This window comes from Vibrio viridaestus (assembly GCF_003856525.1).
GTDB lineage: Bacteria > Pseudomonadota > Gammaproteobacteria > Enterobacterales > Vibrionaceae > Vibrio > Vibrio viridaestus.
In genome coordinates, this window is record NZ_RJVQ01000003.1 from 358,037 (window position 1) to 375,270 (window position 17,234).

At 40.4% G+C, this 17,234-nt stretch carries 17 protein-coding genes; 10 read left to right on the plus strand and 7 right to left on the minus strand.

Going from position 1 to position 17,234, the window contains the following annotated elements; genetic code table 11:
• The first annotated feature begins 1 nt into the window (after window position 1).
• On the plus strand, window positions 2-571 hold the full coding sequence (locus EES38_RS09235; RefSeq protein WP_208020421.1) for a DNA-3-methyladenine glycosylase I: 570 nt from the start codon (window positions 2-4) through the stop codon (window positions 569-571).
• A 69-nt stretch (window positions 572-640) separates the two neighbouring features.
• Here the strand turns inward: EES38_RS09235 and EES38_RS09240 are convergent, their stop codons facing one another.
• From EES38_RS09240 to EES38_RS09250, 3 genes are all read right to left on the minus strand, one after another.
• The gene (locus EES38_RS09240; RefSeq protein WP_124936891.1) at window positions 641-1,840 is read right to left on the minus strand and encodes a cystathionine beta-lyase; all 1,200 of its coding nucleotides are present in this window, start codon (window positions 1,838-1,840) and stop codon (window positions 641-643) included.
• A gap of 77 nt (window positions 1,841-1,917) precedes the next feature.
• Window positions 1,918-3,372 (minus strand): cardiolipin synthase, encoded by a 1,455-nt coding sequence (cls, locus tag EES38_RS09245; RefSeq protein ID WP_124936892.1) that lies wholly within the window; start codon window positions 3,370-3,372, stop codon window positions 1,918-1,920.
• Window positions 3,373-3,480: 108 nt separating this feature from the next.
• Window positions 3,481-5,646 (minus strand): methyl-accepting chemotaxis protein, encoded by a 2,166-nt coding sequence (locus tag EES38_RS09250; RefSeq protein WP_124936893.1) that lies wholly within the window; start codon window positions 5,644-5,646, stop codon window positions 3,481-3,483.
• 486 nt (window positions 5,647-6,132) lie between these two features.
• Between EES38_RS09250 and EES38_RS09255 the strand changes: the two genes are divergently transcribed.
• The 3 genes from EES38_RS09255 (at window position 6,133) to EES38_RS09265 (ending at window position 9,215) form a co-directional block, all read left to right on the plus strand.
• Window positions 6,133-7,476 (plus strand): sodium-dependent transporter, encoded by a 1,344-nt coding sequence (locus EES38_RS09255; RefSeq protein ID WP_124936894.1) that lies wholly within the window; start codon window positions 6,133-6,135, stop codon window positions 7,474-7,476.
• Window positions 7,477-7,575: 99 nt separating this feature from the next.
• Window positions 7,576-8,274 carry a TIGR01621 family pseudouridine synthase gene (locus EES38_RS09260; protein ID WP_124936895.1) on the plus strand — a complete coding sequence of 233 codons (699 nt, stop codon included), beginning with the start codon at window positions 7,576-7,578 and terminating at the stop codon, window positions 8,272-8,274.
• A gap of 8 nt (window positions 8,275-8,282) precedes the next feature.
• Window positions 8,283-9,215 carry a class I SAM-dependent methyltransferase gene (locus EES38_RS09265; RefSeq protein WP_124936896.1) on the plus strand — a complete coding sequence of 311 codons (933 nt, stop codon included), beginning with the start codon at window positions 8,283-8,285 and terminating at the stop codon, window positions 9,213-9,215.
• Window positions 9,216-9,294: 79 nt separating this feature from the next.
• On the opposite strand, the gene EES38_RS09270 is transcribed toward EES38_RS09265, so the two are convergent.
• Complete coding sequence (locus EES38_RS09270; RefSeq protein WP_124936897.1) at window positions 9,295-9,732, minus strand: META domain-containing protein; 438 nt, start codon at window positions 9,730-9,732, stop codon at window positions 9,295-9,297.
• Between the two features lie 122 nt (window positions 9,733-9,854).
• Between EES38_RS09270 and EES38_RS09275 the strand changes: the two genes are divergently transcribed.
• Window positions 9,855-10,127 carry a DUF1289 domain-containing protein gene (locus EES38_RS09275; protein WP_124936898.1) on the plus strand — a complete coding sequence of 91 codons (273 nt, stop codon included), beginning with the start codon at window positions 9,855-9,857 and terminating at the stop codon, window positions 10,125-10,127.
• 10 nt (window positions 10,128-10,137) lie between these two features.
• Here EES38_RS09275 and EES38_RS09280 read toward each other — a convergent pair whose 3' ends face one another.
• From EES38_RS09280 to EES38_RS09290, 3 genes are all read right to left on the minus strand, one after another.
• The gene (locus tag EES38_RS09280) at window positions 10,138-10,365 is read right to left on the minus strand and encodes a hypothetical protein (protein WP_124936899.1); all 228 of its coding nucleotides are present in this window, start codon (window positions 10,363-10,365) and stop codon (window positions 10,138-10,140) included.
• A gap of 189 nt (window positions 10,366-10,554) precedes the next feature.
• Window positions 10,555-12,516, minus strand: a complete 1,962-nt coding sequence (locus EES38_RS09285; RefSeq protein ID WP_124936900.1) for an LTA synthase family protein — start codon at window positions 12,514-12,516, stop codon at window positions 10,555-10,557.
• Window positions 12,517-12,991: 475 nt separating this feature from the next.
• Complete coding sequence (locus EES38_RS09290) at window positions 12,992-13,654, minus strand: S24 family peptidase (protein ID WP_124936901.1); 663 nt, start codon at window positions 13,652-13,654, stop codon at window positions 12,992-12,994.
• Window positions 13,655-13,887: 233 nt separating this feature from the next.
• On the opposite strand from EES38_RS09290, the gene EES38_RS09295 reads away from it, so the two are divergent.
• The 5 genes from EES38_RS09295 (at window position 13,888) to EES38_RS09315 (ending at window position 17,195) form a co-directional block, all read left to right on the plus strand.
• Window positions 13,888-14,187 carry a hypothetical protein gene (locus EES38_RS09295; protein ID WP_124936902.1) on the plus strand — a complete coding sequence of 100 codons (300 nt, stop codon included), beginning with the start codon at window positions 13,888-13,890 and terminating at the stop codon, window positions 14,185-14,187.
• Complete coding sequence (locus tag EES38_RS09300) at window positions 14,184-14,714, plus strand: glycoside hydrolase family protein (protein ID WP_124936903.1); 531 nt, start codon at window positions 14,184-14,186, stop codon at window positions 14,712-14,714. The genes EES38_RS09295 and EES38_RS09300 overlap by 4 nt, the downstream gene beginning before the upstream one ends.
• Window positions 14,707-15,039: a hypothetical protein gene (locus tag EES38_RS09305; RefSeq protein ID WP_124936904.1), complete on the plus strand. Its 333-nt coding sequence runs from the start codon at window positions 14,707-14,709 to the stop codon at window positions 15,037-15,039. The genes EES38_RS09300 and EES38_RS09305 overlap by 8 nt, the downstream gene beginning before the upstream one ends.
• Window positions 14,948-15,229: an Rz1-like lysis system protein LysC gene (gene lysC, locus EES38_RS22930; RefSeq protein WP_439333247.1), complete on the plus strand. Its 282-nt coding sequence runs from the start codon at window positions 14,948-14,950 to the stop codon at window positions 15,227-15,229. Before EES38_RS09305 ends, lysC begins: the two co-directional genes overlap by 92 nt.
• A 94-nt stretch (window positions 15,230-15,323) precedes the next feature.
• The gene (locus tag EES38_RS09315) at window positions 15,324-17,195 is read left to right on the plus strand and encodes a hypothetical protein (RefSeq protein WP_124936905.1); all 1,872 of its coding nucleotides are present in this window, start codon (window positions 15,324-15,326) and stop codon (window positions 17,193-17,195) included.
• The last annotated feature ends 39 nt before the right edge of the window (window positions 17,196-17,234 follow it).

Below are 17,234 nucleotides of genomic sequence, written 5' to 3' on the forward strand. Positions count from 1 at the left end.
TATGCCAGAAAGTGAGCAGATTATAAGGTGTCCTTGGTTGGATACGACAAAAGAAGACTACGTTCGCTATCATGATGAAGAATGGGGAAAACCTGTTTATGATGATCGAGTTTTGTTCGAGTTTATTATTCTAGAGTCTGCTCAGGCGGGTTTAAGCTGGTACACGATTTTAAAACGTCGGGAAGGATATCGTGATGCATTTGCGCAATTTGATCCTCAGGCGGTTGCGCAATTTGATGATGCAAAAATAGAAGAGCTAGTGACCAATACCGCGATTATTCGCCATCGGGGGAAAATAGCGGCAGCAGTAACTAATGCTCAAGTTTTTATTCAGATTCAGCACGAATTTGGATCGTTTAGCGCCTATCTTTGGGGTTTTGTCGATAACAAACCTTTGATCTTGCGGCCAGATAGCATTAACGATTATGCTGCAACATCGCCACTTTCGGATCGAATTAGTAAAGATTTAAAAAAACGTGGTATGCGTTTTTTTGGATCAACTATCTGTTATTCGTACTTACAAGCCTGTGGTGTGATTAATGAGCATAGCGCTAATTGTCTATGTGCTTAATAAATAGATGCCATAAAAAAGCCCATAAACGAGTGCTTATGGGCTCATGTTATTGTTACTCAGGCAGTCTTATTCTGGCTTTTCGCTTAGTACCTTACGATAGCGTTCTAAACCTGCTTCTAAATCCTTAATTAGATCATCGGCATCTTCTAATCCGATATGGATACGGAATAATGTGCCTTCAAATTGAGGATTTGCAACTGTGCGCAATGATGTAAAGCTTTTGGGTTCATTTGCCAAAATGAGGCTTTCAAATCCACCCCAAGAATAACCCATGCCAAAGTGCTCCATTCCATCTAGTAATGCGGTCGTTGCTCTTGGATAGCTGCTTTTCATCACGAAAGAAAACAAGCCGTTTCCTCCAGTGAAGTCTCGTTCGAAGAATTCATGACCAGGACAAGACTCAAGCGCTGGGTGACGGACGTGGTCGACATCTGGTTGGCTTTCTAACCATTTGGCTACTTTTAAGCTGCTTTCCTGATGTTGTTTCATACGAACATCTAACGTTCTCAAACCTCTCAATGAAGCATAAGCGTCATCAGGTGAAACACACTGACCCATCAGATAAGCTTGCTCACGCAATTGATCCCAGTATGCTTCTTTAGCAACCGCAGTTCCCATCATTGTGTCTGAGTGGCCAACAATATACTTTGTCGCCGCCTGGATCGAGATGTCTACACCCTTATTGAGTGCATCGAAGTGCAGTCCGGCTGACCAAGTATTGTCCATCATGACAATTATATTGTGTTTGTGGGCAACTTCAGCAAGCGTTGGAATATCCTGAACTTCCATCGTGATAGAGCCCGGCGATTCAGTGAACAGAATTTTCGTATTTGGCTGAATTAGGGATTCAATTTCTGCACCAAGCGTTGGGGTATAATAGGTAGTCTCAACGCCCATCTTCTTGAGAATAACTTCACAGAAGTCTCTGGTCGGTTCATAACACGTATCGACCATTAGGATATGATCACCAGTTTCGACAAACGAAAGAATCGTGTTTGCAATGGCTGCAGCGCCACACGGGAATAGCGCACAGCCAGCTCCGTCTTCGAGTTGAGTCATGGCATCCTGAAAGGCAAAATGAGTATTTGTCCCCCGGCGACCATAAAATAATGCTTTGTTGGCGCGATTAACGGTTGCTTTGTGTTTCTCTTCGACCGATTCGAACAATACAGTTGATGCTCTCTGAATCGGTGGATTGACAACACCATGGGTCCACTGTTTCTTGCGTCCCATCGTGATGAGTTGTGTTTTTTTGCTTTCTGACATTACGAGTCCTTGTTACGAAAAGAATCAACCAGAGCCGTTTTGAGACACTGGTTTCTATACTCTTAATTCGGCTCCCACTATAACAATGGGTTAAACAAATAGTAAATTCGTTCTAGTACTCTGTTATATAGCGGACGAGATTGCCAATCAGAATAAAGCACTTGGGATGATTGTGCTATATACTGTTTTTGAATCTCATATAACTCTCGGGTGAATTCTCGGTCATCAACGGCTAGCGTCACCTCGAAATTAAGCCATAAACTGCGCATATCGATATTCACTGTTCCGATTAGACAAAACTCTTCGTCGATCACAACGGATTTGGTGTGTAGCAAACCGCCATAGAATTCGTGAATATTGACACCGGATTGGAGTAAATCACCATAGAATGAGCGAGATGCCCATTTTACCATTAAAGAATCGTTGCGTTGTGGGATAACGATATTCACGTCAATACCGCGCTGTGCAGTGAGTTTTAGCGCACCGAGAAGATCGGCGCTTGGGACGAAATAGGGCGTCGTAATGGTGACACTCTTATTCGCCTGATGCACTGCTAATGTTAGTACCTGTAAAATTAAATTCTCAGGCAACCCCGGACCTGAGGGAACGACCTGGATCGGATGAGGTGCATTGTCTGGTGTAATAATACATTCAGGTAAACTCGGGAAATGGCGTTCTCCTGTTTCAAATTCCCAATCCCAACTGTGGATAGCACCCAAAACATTGACTGTGGGCCCTGTGACTTTAACCATGACATCTATCCATTCACCGACACCCGCATTACGTTTAAAATGGTTGGGGTCGACCATATTCATCGAACCGGTATAAGCAATTTTTTCGTCAATGATGATTATCTTTCTATGTTGTCTAAGATCGATACGGCGAAGAAATATACGCCACAAACGAACTTCCAAAGCAGCAGCGACGTTAATCCCTGCATCTTTCATCATCTGATACCAGGGCGTAGCAAAGAAACGATGGCTGCCTGCTGCATCGAGTAAAAGCTTAACTTTAACGCCACGTTTAGCCGCTTGAATCAGAGCGGTTGATACGCTCTCGACCAGTCCCGTTGGGTGCCATATATAAAACACCATTTCAATGGACGTTTGTGCTGTCTGAATATCATCGATAATGGATTCTAAAATTGTCTTAGGATCATGCATCAGCGTGAGCTTGTTTCCACTCAAAGCAGGAATATCCATGCGGTGATTGCACAATTCATCGATTTTATAGATATGGGCTCCCATAGTTTCCGTTACATGAGCCTGACAATCGTTTAACTGACGAAACCAAGCACGGTAGGGCTCGTACATCTCTTGAGCTCTTTCGGCTCTTTTCCGCCCGAGATTGAGTTCACCAAATAAGAAATAACAGATGACGCCAAAGATGGGGAGTATATAAATAACCATTAACCAGGCTAGAGAAACGCTGACAGCGCTGCGTTTTAAAACAACACGAATTGTTACGGAAGCGACTAGTAACCAGTATATGGCGATTAAGGCGAGTGTAAGTAGATGGTAAACTTTATCCATATAATCCTGACTTTCCAAGGGTGAATTAGGATAGTAAATGGAAAAGCACTGAGTTAAAAGAGAGCAATGCCCCTGTACTTAAAATTTGTACAAGGGCACTGTCAATTTTTATTTAAGTTTGAACTGTTTAATTAGATCATTCAGTCTGTTTGACTGTTCAGTTAACTCATTTGCAGCAGCTGAACAAGCTTCCGAGTTACTACTGTTTTGATGAGTAACTTCATCAATTTGGTTAATACCTTGAGATACTTGTTCAGCACCTTCGGCCTGTTCACCCGAGGCTTGTGCGATTTCATTCATAATTCCAGAAACTTCACCTGCATTATCAACAATCTGATCCAGTGCGTTTGCCGTATCTTGCGATAACTGAATACCATTTTGTGTTTTTGCTGCCGAGGTTTCGATTAAACGACTTGTTTGTTGGACGGCTTCTGCGCTTCGCGCGGCAAGCTTACGTACTTCATCCGCTACGACCGCAAAGCCACGTCCGAATTCGCCCGCCCGGGCCGCTTCAATTGCAGCATTAAGTGCTAGCAGATTGGTTTGTTCTGCAATATCTTCGATAGCTCCAATAATATTGTTAATGTCCTTGCCAGACTGTTCTATTTCTCGCATCGCGTCCTGCAATTCAGCCATGAGAGCATTACCTTTTTCTGCGGAAACAAAGTTGGCTTTTGAAAGATCACTTGCCTTTTCTGCGTTATCTGAGGTTTGGCGTATCTGTGCTGCGATTTGGGTAATCGTCGCGCTAATTTCTGTGATAGCCGACGCCGATTCGTTAGCACCACTGGAAAGATCATGACTAAGCCCGGATACATTGACAGCTGTCGAGGAAATGACTTCTGAACGTTGCTTGATTTGTCCAACTAAGTTATTAAGATCTTTGGCCATTAATTCCAGTGCCTTACCTAATTGGTCCTCGCTAGAGGCAAGTTGCACATTTACGTTCAGGTCACCCTTAGCAATTTTCTCCGCGATGAAAACTTGCCCTTGAAGGGATTCCGCCATGTTATCCAGGGATGCTGCAAGTTGACCGACTTCATCATCACTTTTGTATTTGAGGCGTTGATTAAATTGACCTTTTGCTATGGATTGAGCCATTCCAACCGCTTTCATTACAGGGACTGCAATGCGTTTTGCCATTAGTACGAGCATACCGATACCAACCAACGTAATCACAATACCAATGATGATCTGCCATTTAATATCGGATTGATTGTTTGCCGACATTTCAGAAACAAGGTTATCGACATCGGCAAGAACTAGGGATTTATTCACTGAAATGGTTATTGCCCATTTGATGCCAGTCTTACCAAGAGTAATGGGAGCCATAACCATCATAGTATTGGTCTGCTCATCTTCCTCCACATTGCCTTTACCTGCTTTGACGGCATTGACGACTTCATCTGATTTATCATTGAAGATACCAGTCAGCGACTGGCCAATGAGTTTGGGTTGACGACTGTCTGCTATAACCAAGCCATCTTGAGTGACTATCGTAACTTGTGATTGTCCGTTATATAGCTCTTGAGCAACTTCTACGGCGAGTTTTTGAACAAAGTCGAGATTATAATCGGCACCCACAACACCTTCAAATTTTCCGTTGACGAGAATCGGAACGGAAAGAGTCGCCAACCAGACATTTTTGCCTTGTACAACATATGGTAATGGTGCCGTCACTGTTTCCTTTAAAGTTGCTTTTGGCACTTGGTACCATGCACCTTTTATGACGCCATTTGGATGAGGCTCTGTTGAGTCGTATTCAACCAGTGATTGAACTTCGATTTTCCCCGCTGTGTCTCTAACCCAATAAGGAGTGAAACGGCCGGTTTCAGCATTATTACCATTTTGCCCATTCCTAAATTGAGAGTCTTTGCCGTCAAAGGAATTCGGCGCCCAGCATGAGTAGGTTCCGTTGAGATCCATATTACTGTTAAGGACCTCTACTAGCATGTCATTAAAAAGTGTGCGATTTAACGATTGGGTATTATTCTTTTCATCATATTCTTTACTTGCTGAGGCTGCGTTAGCCGTGGCACGTGCGGCACCAATACCATCTTCTAAGCGTCGACTTATTGCCTGTGCATAATCTTGTGCAGTAGCGACCAATTTTTCCTCAGTGGTTTTACTAACAAGAAGTGATACGTTCTGATTGACGAACGTTTGAGTTGTTGTCGAAGAGTAAATACTAAAAGCGACCAAAATACCTGCAGTAATAAACAGGCAAAGACCAGCTGTAAGCGCTATTTTTGTTTGAATCGATTTAAATGTCATACAAGGGATCTCATTTAAAATGGGAAGTAACATTTCATTGCGAATACCAAAATAATTTTAGAAGAGATTTTTAATAAGGACGGACTTTTTAGGTAGTTATAGACAAATAAGTCAAAAAAGCGGGGATAGCTCCAATTTTACGCTCTAATATCGTATTTATTACTAAAGTTTTTTACTAAGGAATAGTGAAGTTTTTAATGTGCAACAAGAGGAGTTTCTTGAGTAGGTTGATGTGTTGATTCTAAGTTAATGACTGGTTTTATATTTGATCTTAATTATTAAATGCAGGACATAAAACTTGATAGCGCCAAAAAAATAGAGAGATTTACAATTTTGAGCTTCCAATTGTATGCTCAAACTGGTTTACTTGCCACGCTTTAAAAAGCACAGACAGAATTTCAGGATGTACAAAATTTTTTACACCTAATTTTTATTGCATGGCGTTAGCCGTGAATAGTTGAAAATTAAATATCGGTAAATAAAAACATGGCAAGCAACAACAGAGGCCAGTTCTCTTCTAGACTGGGTTTTATTATGGCAGCAGCTGGTTCAGCTGTTGGACTTGGAAATGTATGGGGATTTCCAACAAAGGCGGCTGGAAACGGTGGAGCAGCATTTTTAGTTATCTATTTGGTGATGGTCTTCCTGTTAGCGTACCCGATGTTAATCGCGGAGCTTACAATTGGCCGTTATGGACAGGCGAATCCGATTTCGTCTTTGCGCTCTATTTGGAAGAACAACCGTTTTGGTGCCGGGTTCCTGGGCTTTATTGGTTTGCTAACCGCCGCATTCATTCTTAGCTTCTATTCCATTATCGCGGGTTGGTTAGTCGGTTATGCTGGTGCACCTATCACTGAACTCATGGGATTTAATCATCTGACGAATTGGTTAGTGACTTTTGGAGACACCCGGAATATTGTTCTCGCTGTACTTTTCAGTCTTATTACCATTTTCGTCGTTCAGAAAGGCGTTTCTGATGGTATCGAAAAGTGGTCTACTCGTCTTATGCCCCTTTTGTTCGTTCTATTTGGTGTGATGATCGCATATATATTCACGCAGGACGGTGCAATGGAAGGGTTGAAAATGTATCTGGTTCCGAACCTTTCCCACATTAATGGTGGATTATTGGTTGATGCAATGGGACAGGCATTTTTCTCTATGTCATTGGGTTGTTGTTCAATGATGGTGTACGGTTCGTACCTTCAGAAAGACGTCAATATTCCTAAAACGGCTGCTCAGGTAGCATCTATCGATACGGCTGTCGCATTCTTTGCTGGTCTTCTGATTCTTCCTGCTATGTTCGTGGCGAAAAATAACGGAGTTGAGATCTTTACTGAAGATGGTGCGCTGAAAAGCTCTGTTGATCTCGTTTTTGCTGTTCTTCCTTCGATGTTCAAGACGATGGGGAGTATTGGTATTGTCCTAGGTTGCGGCTTCTTTATACTGATGATTATCGCTGCATTAACGTCTGCAATTTCTCTGCTAGAAGTTCCTGTGGCCGCGGCTCAAGATGAGCTGGGGTGGAACCGTAAAGCAGCGACTTGGATCATCGGTGGACTCATTCTTTTGGTGAGTATCGTTATATCGCTCAATTTTGGTGCGCTGTTTGGATTGGTTGTGGATGTTACAACGGTATATATGCAGCCGCTGCTTGGTGCGGTTTGGGCTGTTGTGGTTGGATGGATTTGGAAGAGAAACAATCTTCTCGAAGAGATTAAACAAGGTAATCCAGAAATTGCCTCTTCATTATTCTGGCGTATTTGGCCATGGTATGTGAAGTTTATCTGTCCAGTTGCCATACTCATGGTATTTGCTTACCCACACCTATAATGTGTTGTTAAGAGAAAAATGGTCCATCAGGACCATTTTTTCTTTGTAGTAATCAAAGTAGCAACCCTCTATAATCCGATGCCGATAAAAGAGGTGGCTATGTTTGAGATATTGTACACACATGATGACTTTATAATTATTAATAAGCATTCTGGCGTATCGGTGCATAAAGATGATGGTGACATTATGTTATTGCAGGAGATTGCAAAAGAGAGTGGAGATAAGCAATTATACCTTGTTCATCGTCTGGATAAGATGACCTCAGGGTTACTCATTGTAGCTAGAAATTCTAATGCGGCAGCGGTATTTGGCCACCTTTTTCAAGAGCATGCTATCGATAAGTTTTATCTTGCTATAAGCGACAAAAAGCCGAAGAAAAAGCAAGGTCTTATTAGTGGTGATATGTCCCGATCACGACGTTCATCGTGGAAGTTAGGTAAAACCCAAACCAACCCAGCACAAACTCAGTTTTTTAGTGTGACAACGTCACCAGGATGCCGTTTGTTTCTTTGCCGGCCGTTAACGGGCAAAACGCATCAAATCAGAGTGGCTCTTAAGTCAATTGGATCCGCTATAGTCGGTGACCCAATCTATAATTCTGCGTCTCATGCTGATAGAGGCTACTTACACGCATATTTCTTGGCTTTTGAATTTAATGGCTCACCATTTAAGTTTTGTTGTCGTCCTGATAGTTCAATAGAAGGCGAATATTGGAGCTCCACTGGGATTGAGGAAAAATTAACATACGATTGGGCCGATCCAACATCTTTGCCATGGCCAGCACCAAAAAATAAATAGAGAATAAAATGAAAGTAGAATCAATCCGCACTTTAATTAATGAGATTGAAATCCAACTAGAACACAGCTCGGATGAGGTTAAGCGTCTTTTTCATGGTCGAGGTCGTTGTTGGGAAGGCCTAGAGCAAGTGACAGTAGATTGGATTGATCGACAGTTAGTTGTTGCTTTATATAAAGAGCCCGCTGCTGATTTTGTCTCAGAACTTAAATCAGAACTATTCGCTCTAAGTGATAAACCTGTTTGGAAACAAGCTGGTGGTCTTACTGTGCTTATTCAATATCGTTATGTTCAAGGTGCTGAAACCGAAGTTGTTTTTGGTAATGTTGAATGGGAACCTATTGTTACGGAGCATGGTTTAAAGTTTCAAATGTCCCTGGGGCGTAATCAAAATAGTGGTCTGTTTCTAGATATGAAAAATGGCCGACAATGGGTCAAAGAGCATAGTGAAAATAAACGTGTTTTAAATCTCTTTGCATACACCTGTGGCTTTTCAGTCGCTGCTGTTGCGGGAGGAGCCGATCTAGTCGTTAACGTCGATATGGCCAAGCATTCTTTGTCTACAGGACGAGATAACCACAGATTAAACGCACATGACCTCTCTAAAGTAAAATTCTTAGCGCATGATATTTTTAAATCTTGGGGAAAAATAAAGAAAAGCGGCCCCTATGATATTGTCATCATTGATCCACCGTCATTTCAAAAAGGCAGCTTTGCGTTAACCAGCGATTATAAGAAAATTCTGCGTAGATTACCCGAACTCGTTGCCGAAGATGGCATGATTATGGCGTGTGTGAACTCTCCTGCGGTTTCCAGTCGTTTTCTTGTTGAACAGATGGCTGAGCATGCACCGCAATATACGTTTCATGAGCGATTGGATAACCCGAAAGAGTTTCCTGATGATGATAAAGAAGCGGGATTAAAAGTGATGTTATTCCAGTAAAAAGCTCTGCTTATTTGGTTTAAAGCTCCCCAGTAAAAATAGGGGAGCCATCTGCCCAGAGCCGTAAAGGGACTGATTTTCAGTTTGTTACAGTAAAAAGTAGGTTAGTATCACCGTTAGAAAGCGTTAGTGTATTATCGCTAATATTGATCGCATTCTCTTCGCTCAGATGTTTCTTAAACGTATTTTCTAGTTCAACAGCGTCTTTTTCACAAACTTTACGCGTTGAATTCATTTTGTCTATTGAGAGTTTATCGCGCTTGATATTCGCTTCTGCAAAGAAGCGGTTACAACCAGTATAACCAACCGCCATCATCTTTTCGTCGATGCGCAAATACGGAACTGTATTTCCATCTGACACTTGTACTGCTTGACCATCTATTTGCTGTAATGACCACTTTTGCATCTGCAAATCTTCAAGTGTATAACTGGACGTTTGTGTACCAGTCGATTTACACCCAGTCATAGCAAGTGCAATTGCCGAAATAGTAACAATTTGCTTTAAACTGAACTTCATATAACCAACCTTATACGCTAAAGTAATAATAACGATGACGTTTTAATCATTAATGTTTTATTTGCGGCAAAGTTTATATGAGTCAGGAAATAATTCAATTTTAAAACCGAGAATTTCGCTTTATGGAGCAATTAGAGTTTTTTGATGTACCAAGCCCTTGTGTAAGAGTCTGTACTGTGGACGAAAAAGGCTATTGTCAAGGGTGTATGCGTAATAGGCAGGAGCGCTTTAATTGGTTAAATATGACGACAGAGGAAAAACTGAATGTCATTAAATTGTGTCAGCGCCGATACAGAAGAAAACGCATGGAACAGCTCAATATTAAAAAACCGTCGGAAATAATCCCAACGGCTTCTGATGCTTCTGATAATGATCAACAACCAGAATTGTTTTAGCTCCGATAGATTATTTCCATCGGTCACTGACCCAGCCACCTGATTTTTCATCAAAGTGAGCACCATTGAAGCTTCTTTTCATTTCGGGTTTGACTTCTTTCTTAGGCTTGTCCACTAGTAGATGTTTGATGTAGTCCGCCATAGGGTCTGTGTCACTCACATTTTGATCGTGGTGCTGATTTCGAGTAGCAACTTCTTTAATCATTTGTAGACGATATGCGGAACTAGAGCGCTTCATTCTTGACCTCCTATTGATAACGAACCCTATAAAAATTAGGCCTAAATAAGAAGTTGGTCAATGTAGTTTCGTTGGTACTTTTTTGACGTATATTAAATATCAATAAGATACAGAAATATTATTATTTTTAAGTAAAAAAGCCATACCTCAGAGGTATGGCTTCAATATCAATAAAATACTGCGTTCAGCTTACTTAGCGACAGGTTTTTTCTGATAGTTCTCTAATTGGGTGTATAGGTTGTCCTTATACGCAATACTTCCCCACAGAGAAAATGCGTGAGCGTCTTTCAAGGCTTGTTGGCTCACATCTGCCTCTGTTAACTGTTTTGTCTGGCGATCATAATGAAATGTTTGGGCTTCTTTTTGTGGCTGATAAACGACCACATCATGATTAGCATCCATCCAAGCGAAAGTATGATCTCTCTGCATCAACGCTCGTTGTTTTTCTATCGGAATATTTTGAGTCATATCATGGCCAATCATTGGAGTATAAGCACTAATACCTGCGAGTGATAGGAGTGTCGAAGGCATGTCTAATTGACTGGTCAATCGATCATCTAGCCTAGGCTCAATGCCACCTCCAGTAATGACCGCTGGGATATGAAAGTGAGTAATAGGGACAATCTGATCACCGTAGGTTCTTGCGTCATGATCGGCGATTACAAGAAACACCGTATTATCCCAATAATTTGATTTGCGCGCTTTTGCAAAGAATTCTCCGATAGTGTAATCGGAGTACTTAACCGCATTTTCTCTCGTCGCTGCTGGTTCATTAACGTGAGTGATTTTACCCTCTGGATATTCAAAAGGACTATGGTTTGATGAGGTGAATACCAGGCTGAAAAATGGCTTGTTCTCTTTTGTAAATTCAGTGAACTGTTCGTCGGCCTTGTTAAACAAATCACCGTCACTTGCTCCCCAAGAGCCTACAAATTCGGGATTTTTAAAGCTTGATGCATCCTGGATATTGTTAAATCCATTGCCTAAGAAAAAGCGCCTCATATTATCAAAATGACTTTCTCCACCATAGATAAACTGAGTGGCATAACCCCGTTTTTTCAACACGTCCGCGATAGTGAAGAAGTTATTTTGGCTTTTCCCTAGCTTAACGGTTGAGCGGGCTGGGGTTGGAGGAAATCCTGACGTAACAGCCTCTATCCCTCTTACCGAGCGCGTTCCGGTGGCGTATAAGTTGGTAAATGCCCAACCAGAGTGTATTAGTTTGTCGATATTCGGTGACAAGTCTTCACCACCTAATGAACTGACAAATTGTGCACCGTGACTTTCAAGCAAAAGAATCACAATATTTTTTTGCTTATCTCCGGTAGCTTGATGGTATGCAAGCGTTGGGTACTTATCCGAAACGAAAGCATCAGATTGCAACTCACTTTGCTCTCTAATCGTTTCTATCACAGCGGATTTATCCATTTTAGGATACATTTTTAATGCGCTGGCTTCGCTTTCCATCTGTGACATCGCAAAGATGACTGAATATGAAGAGTTTAACGCCAAATCATTGACCAGTGGATCGGTTGAGAACGAAACCATCGCAGGGTTCATTGGTCTGTGTTCGAGGCTGTTTCTCGCGCCAAGAACGCCAAGAGCGACTAAGATGACGCCAATAAATGGGCGATAATACCACTTAGGATAAGACAAATTACGGCACCAACGTCCTGTTGCTTTCCACAAATACCAGATGGTTAATACAGAAACGACTAAACCGATAAATAGCTCGAGCTTGTAACCGCTCCAAAGCATTGAAGAAACTTCTTTCGGATAAATTAGGTATTCAACAAAGATTCGGTTGGGACGCAAGTCATATTCAAGGATGTATGGGACAGTTGCTACTTCCATATAGACTAAGAGCCAACCACCAGCAACTAACCAAATTCTTAAAAGGTAGTGCCAGGCTTTGCCGAGGAAGTGATTCCCAGAAATGACTGAGTGAATTAAAGCGGGCAATATCAGGAGATAGCATAGTGTGGAGATATCGACACGGAATCCACCAATAAAGAGCTTCATCCACTCCCCAGTCCCGTGTAATCGACTTGATTGCCAAAGAGACAATCCCAACCGAGATAACGTTAGAAATACAATTGCTAGAATTAAAAATTTAAACAAAGGTGTAAGGTAATTCCGTGTTTTCATCATAAGCCTTCCCAAAGGCGATTAACCATAATAATCAAGTTGAATATACTTCCTTACAATTAAGACTCGCTTAAGTTGAGAGATCTTACTGGAAGTTCAAAGGGTTATTTAATGCACAAGAGTATAGCCTAAATACCATAGGTTGATTCATAAATATCAAGAAAAGTAACAATTTATCATATAGTTGAAATGAATGGTCTTGTACGATTGATAGGACTTGTCAGAGAGTGAAGACAAAAAGCACCTCCAATTGATCTAAGTTGGGGTATTGAATAAAGTTAGTCACTGATAAATGTTCGCTGTGAACTCGGCGCTTTAATTGCTTGGTCATGTTTGGTGTCAATAACGGTAGGAGGCTTGATCACTTTGAAATGTGAAACATACCACCATTACGACTATAAAAACTTACATAATAATAAATGAAAGTTTTTATAGTTGTATTACTTTCGTGAAAGAAATAAATGTCATTTTTCATACATTATGATTTAACAACCCTTACACTACAAACCACAGTTCCCAAAATCAAACATGTGTCTTGAATTGGTAGAAAGCGAATACTTGGAGGATATTCGGGATTTAGAGCCTTAAGCATCACCTTGCCATCAAGTTCCACATACTGTTTAAATGTGGCTTCTTTTGTATCTTCAAGCATAGCGATAACATGAGCTCCATTTCTTGGTGTTTTCTGGGTAGGATCAACGAAAATATAGTCTCCAGCAAGATACTCTGTTGCCATGGAGTCACCATTTACTTTTAAAACAAACGTTGATGATGAACAGCGAATGGGACAAGCGATATAGTCTATATCATCAACGTTCATTGCTGGGGGCATCTCGGTCCACATTCCAGCTTGAACCCAGCTTAATAAAGGACATTTCTGCTCAACTGGGGGGCCAGCTTCTATTGACTCTATCGCACCAGAACCGAAAGCCAGCCACTCTGGGCGACATTTTAGAACACGGCATACAATAAGAAAAACAGAGTCTTTCATACTTTTTTGAACGTCATTCTCGAGGTTCGATACGCTGACACGATTGAAACTAGCATCAGGTAGCAGTCTTTTAACTTTTGAAACTAACTCCTCTTGCTTTAGACCGAGTTGAGTTCGCCGCCATTCTAATCTCTTTCCAATTGTTTCCATAAGCTTCCAATTATAAATGTATGTTTTTGTACATTATCTATTTTTTTTATGTATGTTTCCTTAAAAAAAACTTGCCTATTTTCTTACATGTGATGTATGTTTACATACATGCATTCGGTGGTGTGAGCTCATTATCGGATGTGTCGCTAGGATCTGATTGAAATTAATAACTTAATCGTAGTTGCACGAGGTTATTCACTGATAGTGATAAACACGAGTATGAGGTTTCAAAAATGAGTTCACTTTTTTCTTTGATCAAAGCCACTTCGGCTGGAGCAATTCTTTTCGATAGGGCTACTTTGTCAATCGCAATGGGTAGTGGTACCACGATGGGCGTAGGCGTAGCTCAGGGCGTAGACAACTACCGCTCAATGCTTGATTCAAGCTTAGTCGAAATTCTTGCCGGGAATTTTGTTTGGTATGGAAGTGATATTGCGTTTGTTGTAGGAACTCTTTTATCAACTGCTGGTGTTGCGGTTTCGACGTTGAGATGGTTCCAAGCTCGGCATCTTTTTAATGGAGAAGACGAATGAGACCTAACAAATTAATGGGTGCTGTACTGTTTGGTTCGGTGGCTTTAACGGGAGCCATTGAAGGTCTAAGGAATGACACTTATCAAGATATGACAGGTATTCCAACAGCATGTTATGGCGAAACAGAAGGTATTAGCTTAGATGATAGTTTTAGCGATGAAGAGTGCGCGCAGATGCTTGCAGTTTCTCTAAGTTATCATAATGAACCTTTCGAAGAACTGCATTATCAACTGAAACCTAACATACATATCGCGGTATTAGATTTCACTTACAACTTAGGGACCAATGCTCTAAGACGATCGACTCTCTATTATAAGTTAAAAAATAAACAATATATTTGTGATGAATTTAATCGTTGGGTTTACGTTGGTGGTAAGGATTGCAGAGTTAAAAAAAATAACTGTTATGGAATAGTGAAGCGACGAAATATTGAAACGCAATTATGTAAAAACGAAATATCAGTAAAACAAGCATTATCAATTATGAATAAATCTAAAACAGATAGGGAGGTAATAGCTCATGACTAAATACATTATTATCGGTCTTGTCGTAATCGTTATTTCTATTATTGGGAGTATTCTATATCGTTTGGAAACGCTAGCAACTAAAAATGAATATTTAAATCAACAAATAAAAAATGAACAGGTGCAAAATATGGTTAAAGAAAATGTTATTTCTAAATTAAGTAAAGAAAAAGAATATATGAATGATTTATTTAGTCAAAGGGAGATAAAGGCCAGAGATTTGGAGGTTGGATTAAATGAACAGATTGATTCACTTAAAAAACAGCTTGAAGATATTAATTGTAATATTCCTCAATCTGTTACTGAGCAGTTGCAGTCTAATTACTGATCGTCACCCGGTTGTAACAACTGAATTTCTATTACCACCAGCTGGTCTAATTGTTCCATGTCAAAAGCCAAAAGTTATCGGTACTTGGCCTAGTGTTATTACCAATGATATACCGAGGCTAAAATCCGCATTAGGAAAGTGTGCAAATCAAACACAGGAATACCTAGATTGGATTGAGATGCAAAAGTAATAATATTAATAATCAAAAAAAGGAGGTTTTAAAAAATTAACATAAAACGAGTGTAATAAAAAATAAATCATTGTAATACGATAGGAGAATCAAAATGAATGTTATCGAAATTTTAGATAAAAATGACCATGAACTTGGTAGTGAATATGAGTCTGGTAATACTAGATGGATAGTTACCGATGCAGAAACTCCATTCTCATTGAATGATAATCTCTACTTAAAAGCAATTGGTGACGTATATGTAGAAGATTTTAATAATGGTATTCTAACTCAAAGTGAATATGTGGGAAAAGCTCATAGTTATTGCATGGATGCAACAACTAACAACCGGCTAATTTTTGATAATGGAATTGATTACACTTTTGAAAAAGAAGATTCGTTTGATATATATGTTGAATCTGGTGGTTGGTATTGTTCTGGGAACTGTAAGTTAATTTGGAACGACAGTCCGACATCGGGATATGCAGTTCGTATTAAGGGGCGATTCGATTATGATAGCGAATATGCAAGTAGAGTGAATACATCAAACTTCGAACCGTTTAGTGGTTTTACAATAGGAGAGTATAACGCCCAGAGAGAGGGTATTGGTTTACAAATTGGGTATGCTGATTCTCTTACGTCAACTTCGAATGGCGTTGTGACAAGTAAATTTAAGCTAAGTAGAATAAATATTTTCGACTTTGATGATGTTATTGCATTTTATCCTGGAGTTTGGGCTTGTGAATTAGAGCATGTTCATACTATGGGAGGCTCTTGGACTACACCTACTAATTCTGCTGACACCGATTTTGGTGAAAACATTAAAATATCTCACTGTTTTATTGCAGATAACCACTCAAGATTGGTCGATAGCACTTACGGAACCGTTTCGTTAAATAGTGGTGAGTGGTTATTTGAAGGCGGTTCGTTCGATAATATGAAAGTGGTGATAGGCGGAGATGCCTGCGTAAAAATGAATAACCCGCATTTTGAAAATCCAACCTCGACAAGTATGAATAAGCGATTTCTAGAAGTGACGGGGTCACATGCTTATTGTGTACTAAATTCACCTCAGATTGTTATAAGAGATACATATATTTTCTCAAATCTCTTTTATTGCGTCAGTGGCGATTGGTCAGCAGATAATGACGGCGATGGTTATAAAGATAGGTTTCCTTTTTCTGGAGGGCTCGTTATGAATGCGCCGTGCTATCAATCGCGAGCTAAATATCGTCCGGATATGGCTTCTCGAGTTGCAGAAACACTTGGTACGTCATTCGATAGCGATGATACGTTGGCTTTAATTGGCGGTTCAGGTCGTATCTATTGTAATTCAGGTGCGTATGTTAATTCGCTATTTAGTAGTAATAAGCCAATTCCACTATCTCAGTCTTTATCGGGTGGATCCATTTCAAACTCTAACTTCGAAGATGATACGGTAGGGGATGCAGCTAATTATTGGGTTGAGGATACAAGTGGTAGTTATGTTTCTGGAAGAGCCGTTGTCTCAGATGATTACGCTTGGGCTGGCACTAATAGTTTGAAAACAACCGTTGACTATAATGGGGGGCAGACTTGGAACTCTACCCATACGTATCAGGATATTCAATGTAGCAGAGGTCAATTAGTTCAAGGAATAGCAAAATGTAAATGGCTTACAGAACTACTCAATGATACCACTGGAAGCGTTACAGGAAAAATTTTAATTTCGTTAAAGTTCTTAGACGCAGAAAAGAATACGATATCTACTGCATGGTCGAAAACGTTTTCTGTCAATACTGAGGCTTCAGAAGAGACTTACTCATTTTCTTATGATAATACAGATTATGAGGTTGATTGCGAAGGATGGAAACACTGCGAACTACTCGGTTCTGCCCCTGATGGTACAGCTTACGCACGAGTATCTTTAGTTTCTTATTCAACATCGAACTCTGCTAGTAAAAAAATACATACTTATTGGGATTCTGTTCTGATTAACGTCATATAAATATTAACTTCTGATGAAATTAAAGCCATCTTCACAGAA

Excerpts from the sequence above, each read along its gene's own strand:
- EES38_RS09275 (WP_124936898.1), top strand. The coding sequence starts at position 9,855 with ATGGAGCAATTAGAGTTTTTTGATGTACCAAGCCCTTGTGTAAGAGTC.
- cls (WP_124936892.1), bottom strand. The coding sequence starts at position 3,372 with ATGGATAAAGTTTACCATCTACTTACACTCGCCTTAATCGCCATATAC.
- EES38_RS09280 (WP_124936899.1), bottom strand. The coding sequence starts at position 10,365 with ATGAAGCGCTCTAGTTCCGCATATCGTCTACAAATGATTAAAGAAGTT.
- EES38_RS09305 (WP_124936904.1), top strand. The coding sequence starts at position 14,707 with ATGACTAAATACATTATTATCGGTCTTGTCGTAATCGTTATTTCTATT.
- EES38_RS09300 (WP_124936903.1), top strand. The coding sequence starts at position 14,184 with ATGAGACCTAACAAATTAATGGGTGCTGTACTGTTTGGTTCGGTGGCT.
- EES38_RS09270 (WP_124936897.1), bottom strand. The coding sequence starts at position 9,732 with ATGAAGTTCAGTTTAAAGCAAATTGTTACTATTTCGGCAATTGCACTT.
- EES38_RS09295 (WP_124936902.1), top strand. The coding sequence starts at position 13,888 with ATGAGTTCACTTTTTTCTTTGATCAAAGCCACTTCGGCTGGAGCAATT.
- EES38_RS09250 (WP_124936893.1), bottom strand. The coding sequence starts at position 5,646 with ATGACATTTAAATCGATTCAAACAAAAATAGCGCTTACAGCTGGTCTT.
- EES38_RS09315 (WP_124936905.1), top strand. The coding sequence starts at position 15,324 with ATGAATGTTATCGAAATTTTAGATAAAAATGACCATGAACTTGGTAGT.
- EES38_RS09240 (WP_124936891.1), bottom strand. The coding sequence starts at position 1,840 with ATGTCAGAAAGCAAAAAAACACAACTCATCACGATGGGACGCAAGAAA.
- EES38_RS09255 (WP_124936894.1), top strand. The coding sequence starts at position 6,133 with ATGGCAAGCAACAACAGAGGCCAGTTCTCTTCTAGACTGGGTTTTATT.
- EES38_RS09260 (WP_124936895.1), top strand. The coding sequence starts at position 7,576 with ATGTTTGAGATATTGTACACACATGATGACTTTATAATTATTAATAAG.
- EES38_RS09285 (WP_124936900.1), bottom strand. The coding sequence starts at position 12,516 with ATGATGAAAACACGGAATTACCTTACACCTTTGTTTAAATTTTTAATT.
- EES38_RS09235 (WP_208020421.1), top strand. The coding sequence starts at position 2 with ATGCCAGAAAGTGAGCAGATTATAAGGTGTCCTTGGTTGGATACGACA.
- EES38_RS09290 (WP_124936901.1), bottom strand. The coding sequence starts at position 13,654 with ATGGAAACAATTGGAAAGAGATTAGAATGGCGGCGAACTCAACTCGGT.
- EES38_RS09265 (WP_124936896.1), top strand. The coding sequence starts at position 8,283 with ATGAAAGTAGAATCAATCCGCACTTTAATTAATGAGATTGAAATCCAA.
- lysC (WP_439333247.1), top strand. The coding sequence starts at position 14,948 with ATGAACAGATTGATTCACTTAAAAAACAGCTTGAAGATATTAATTGTA.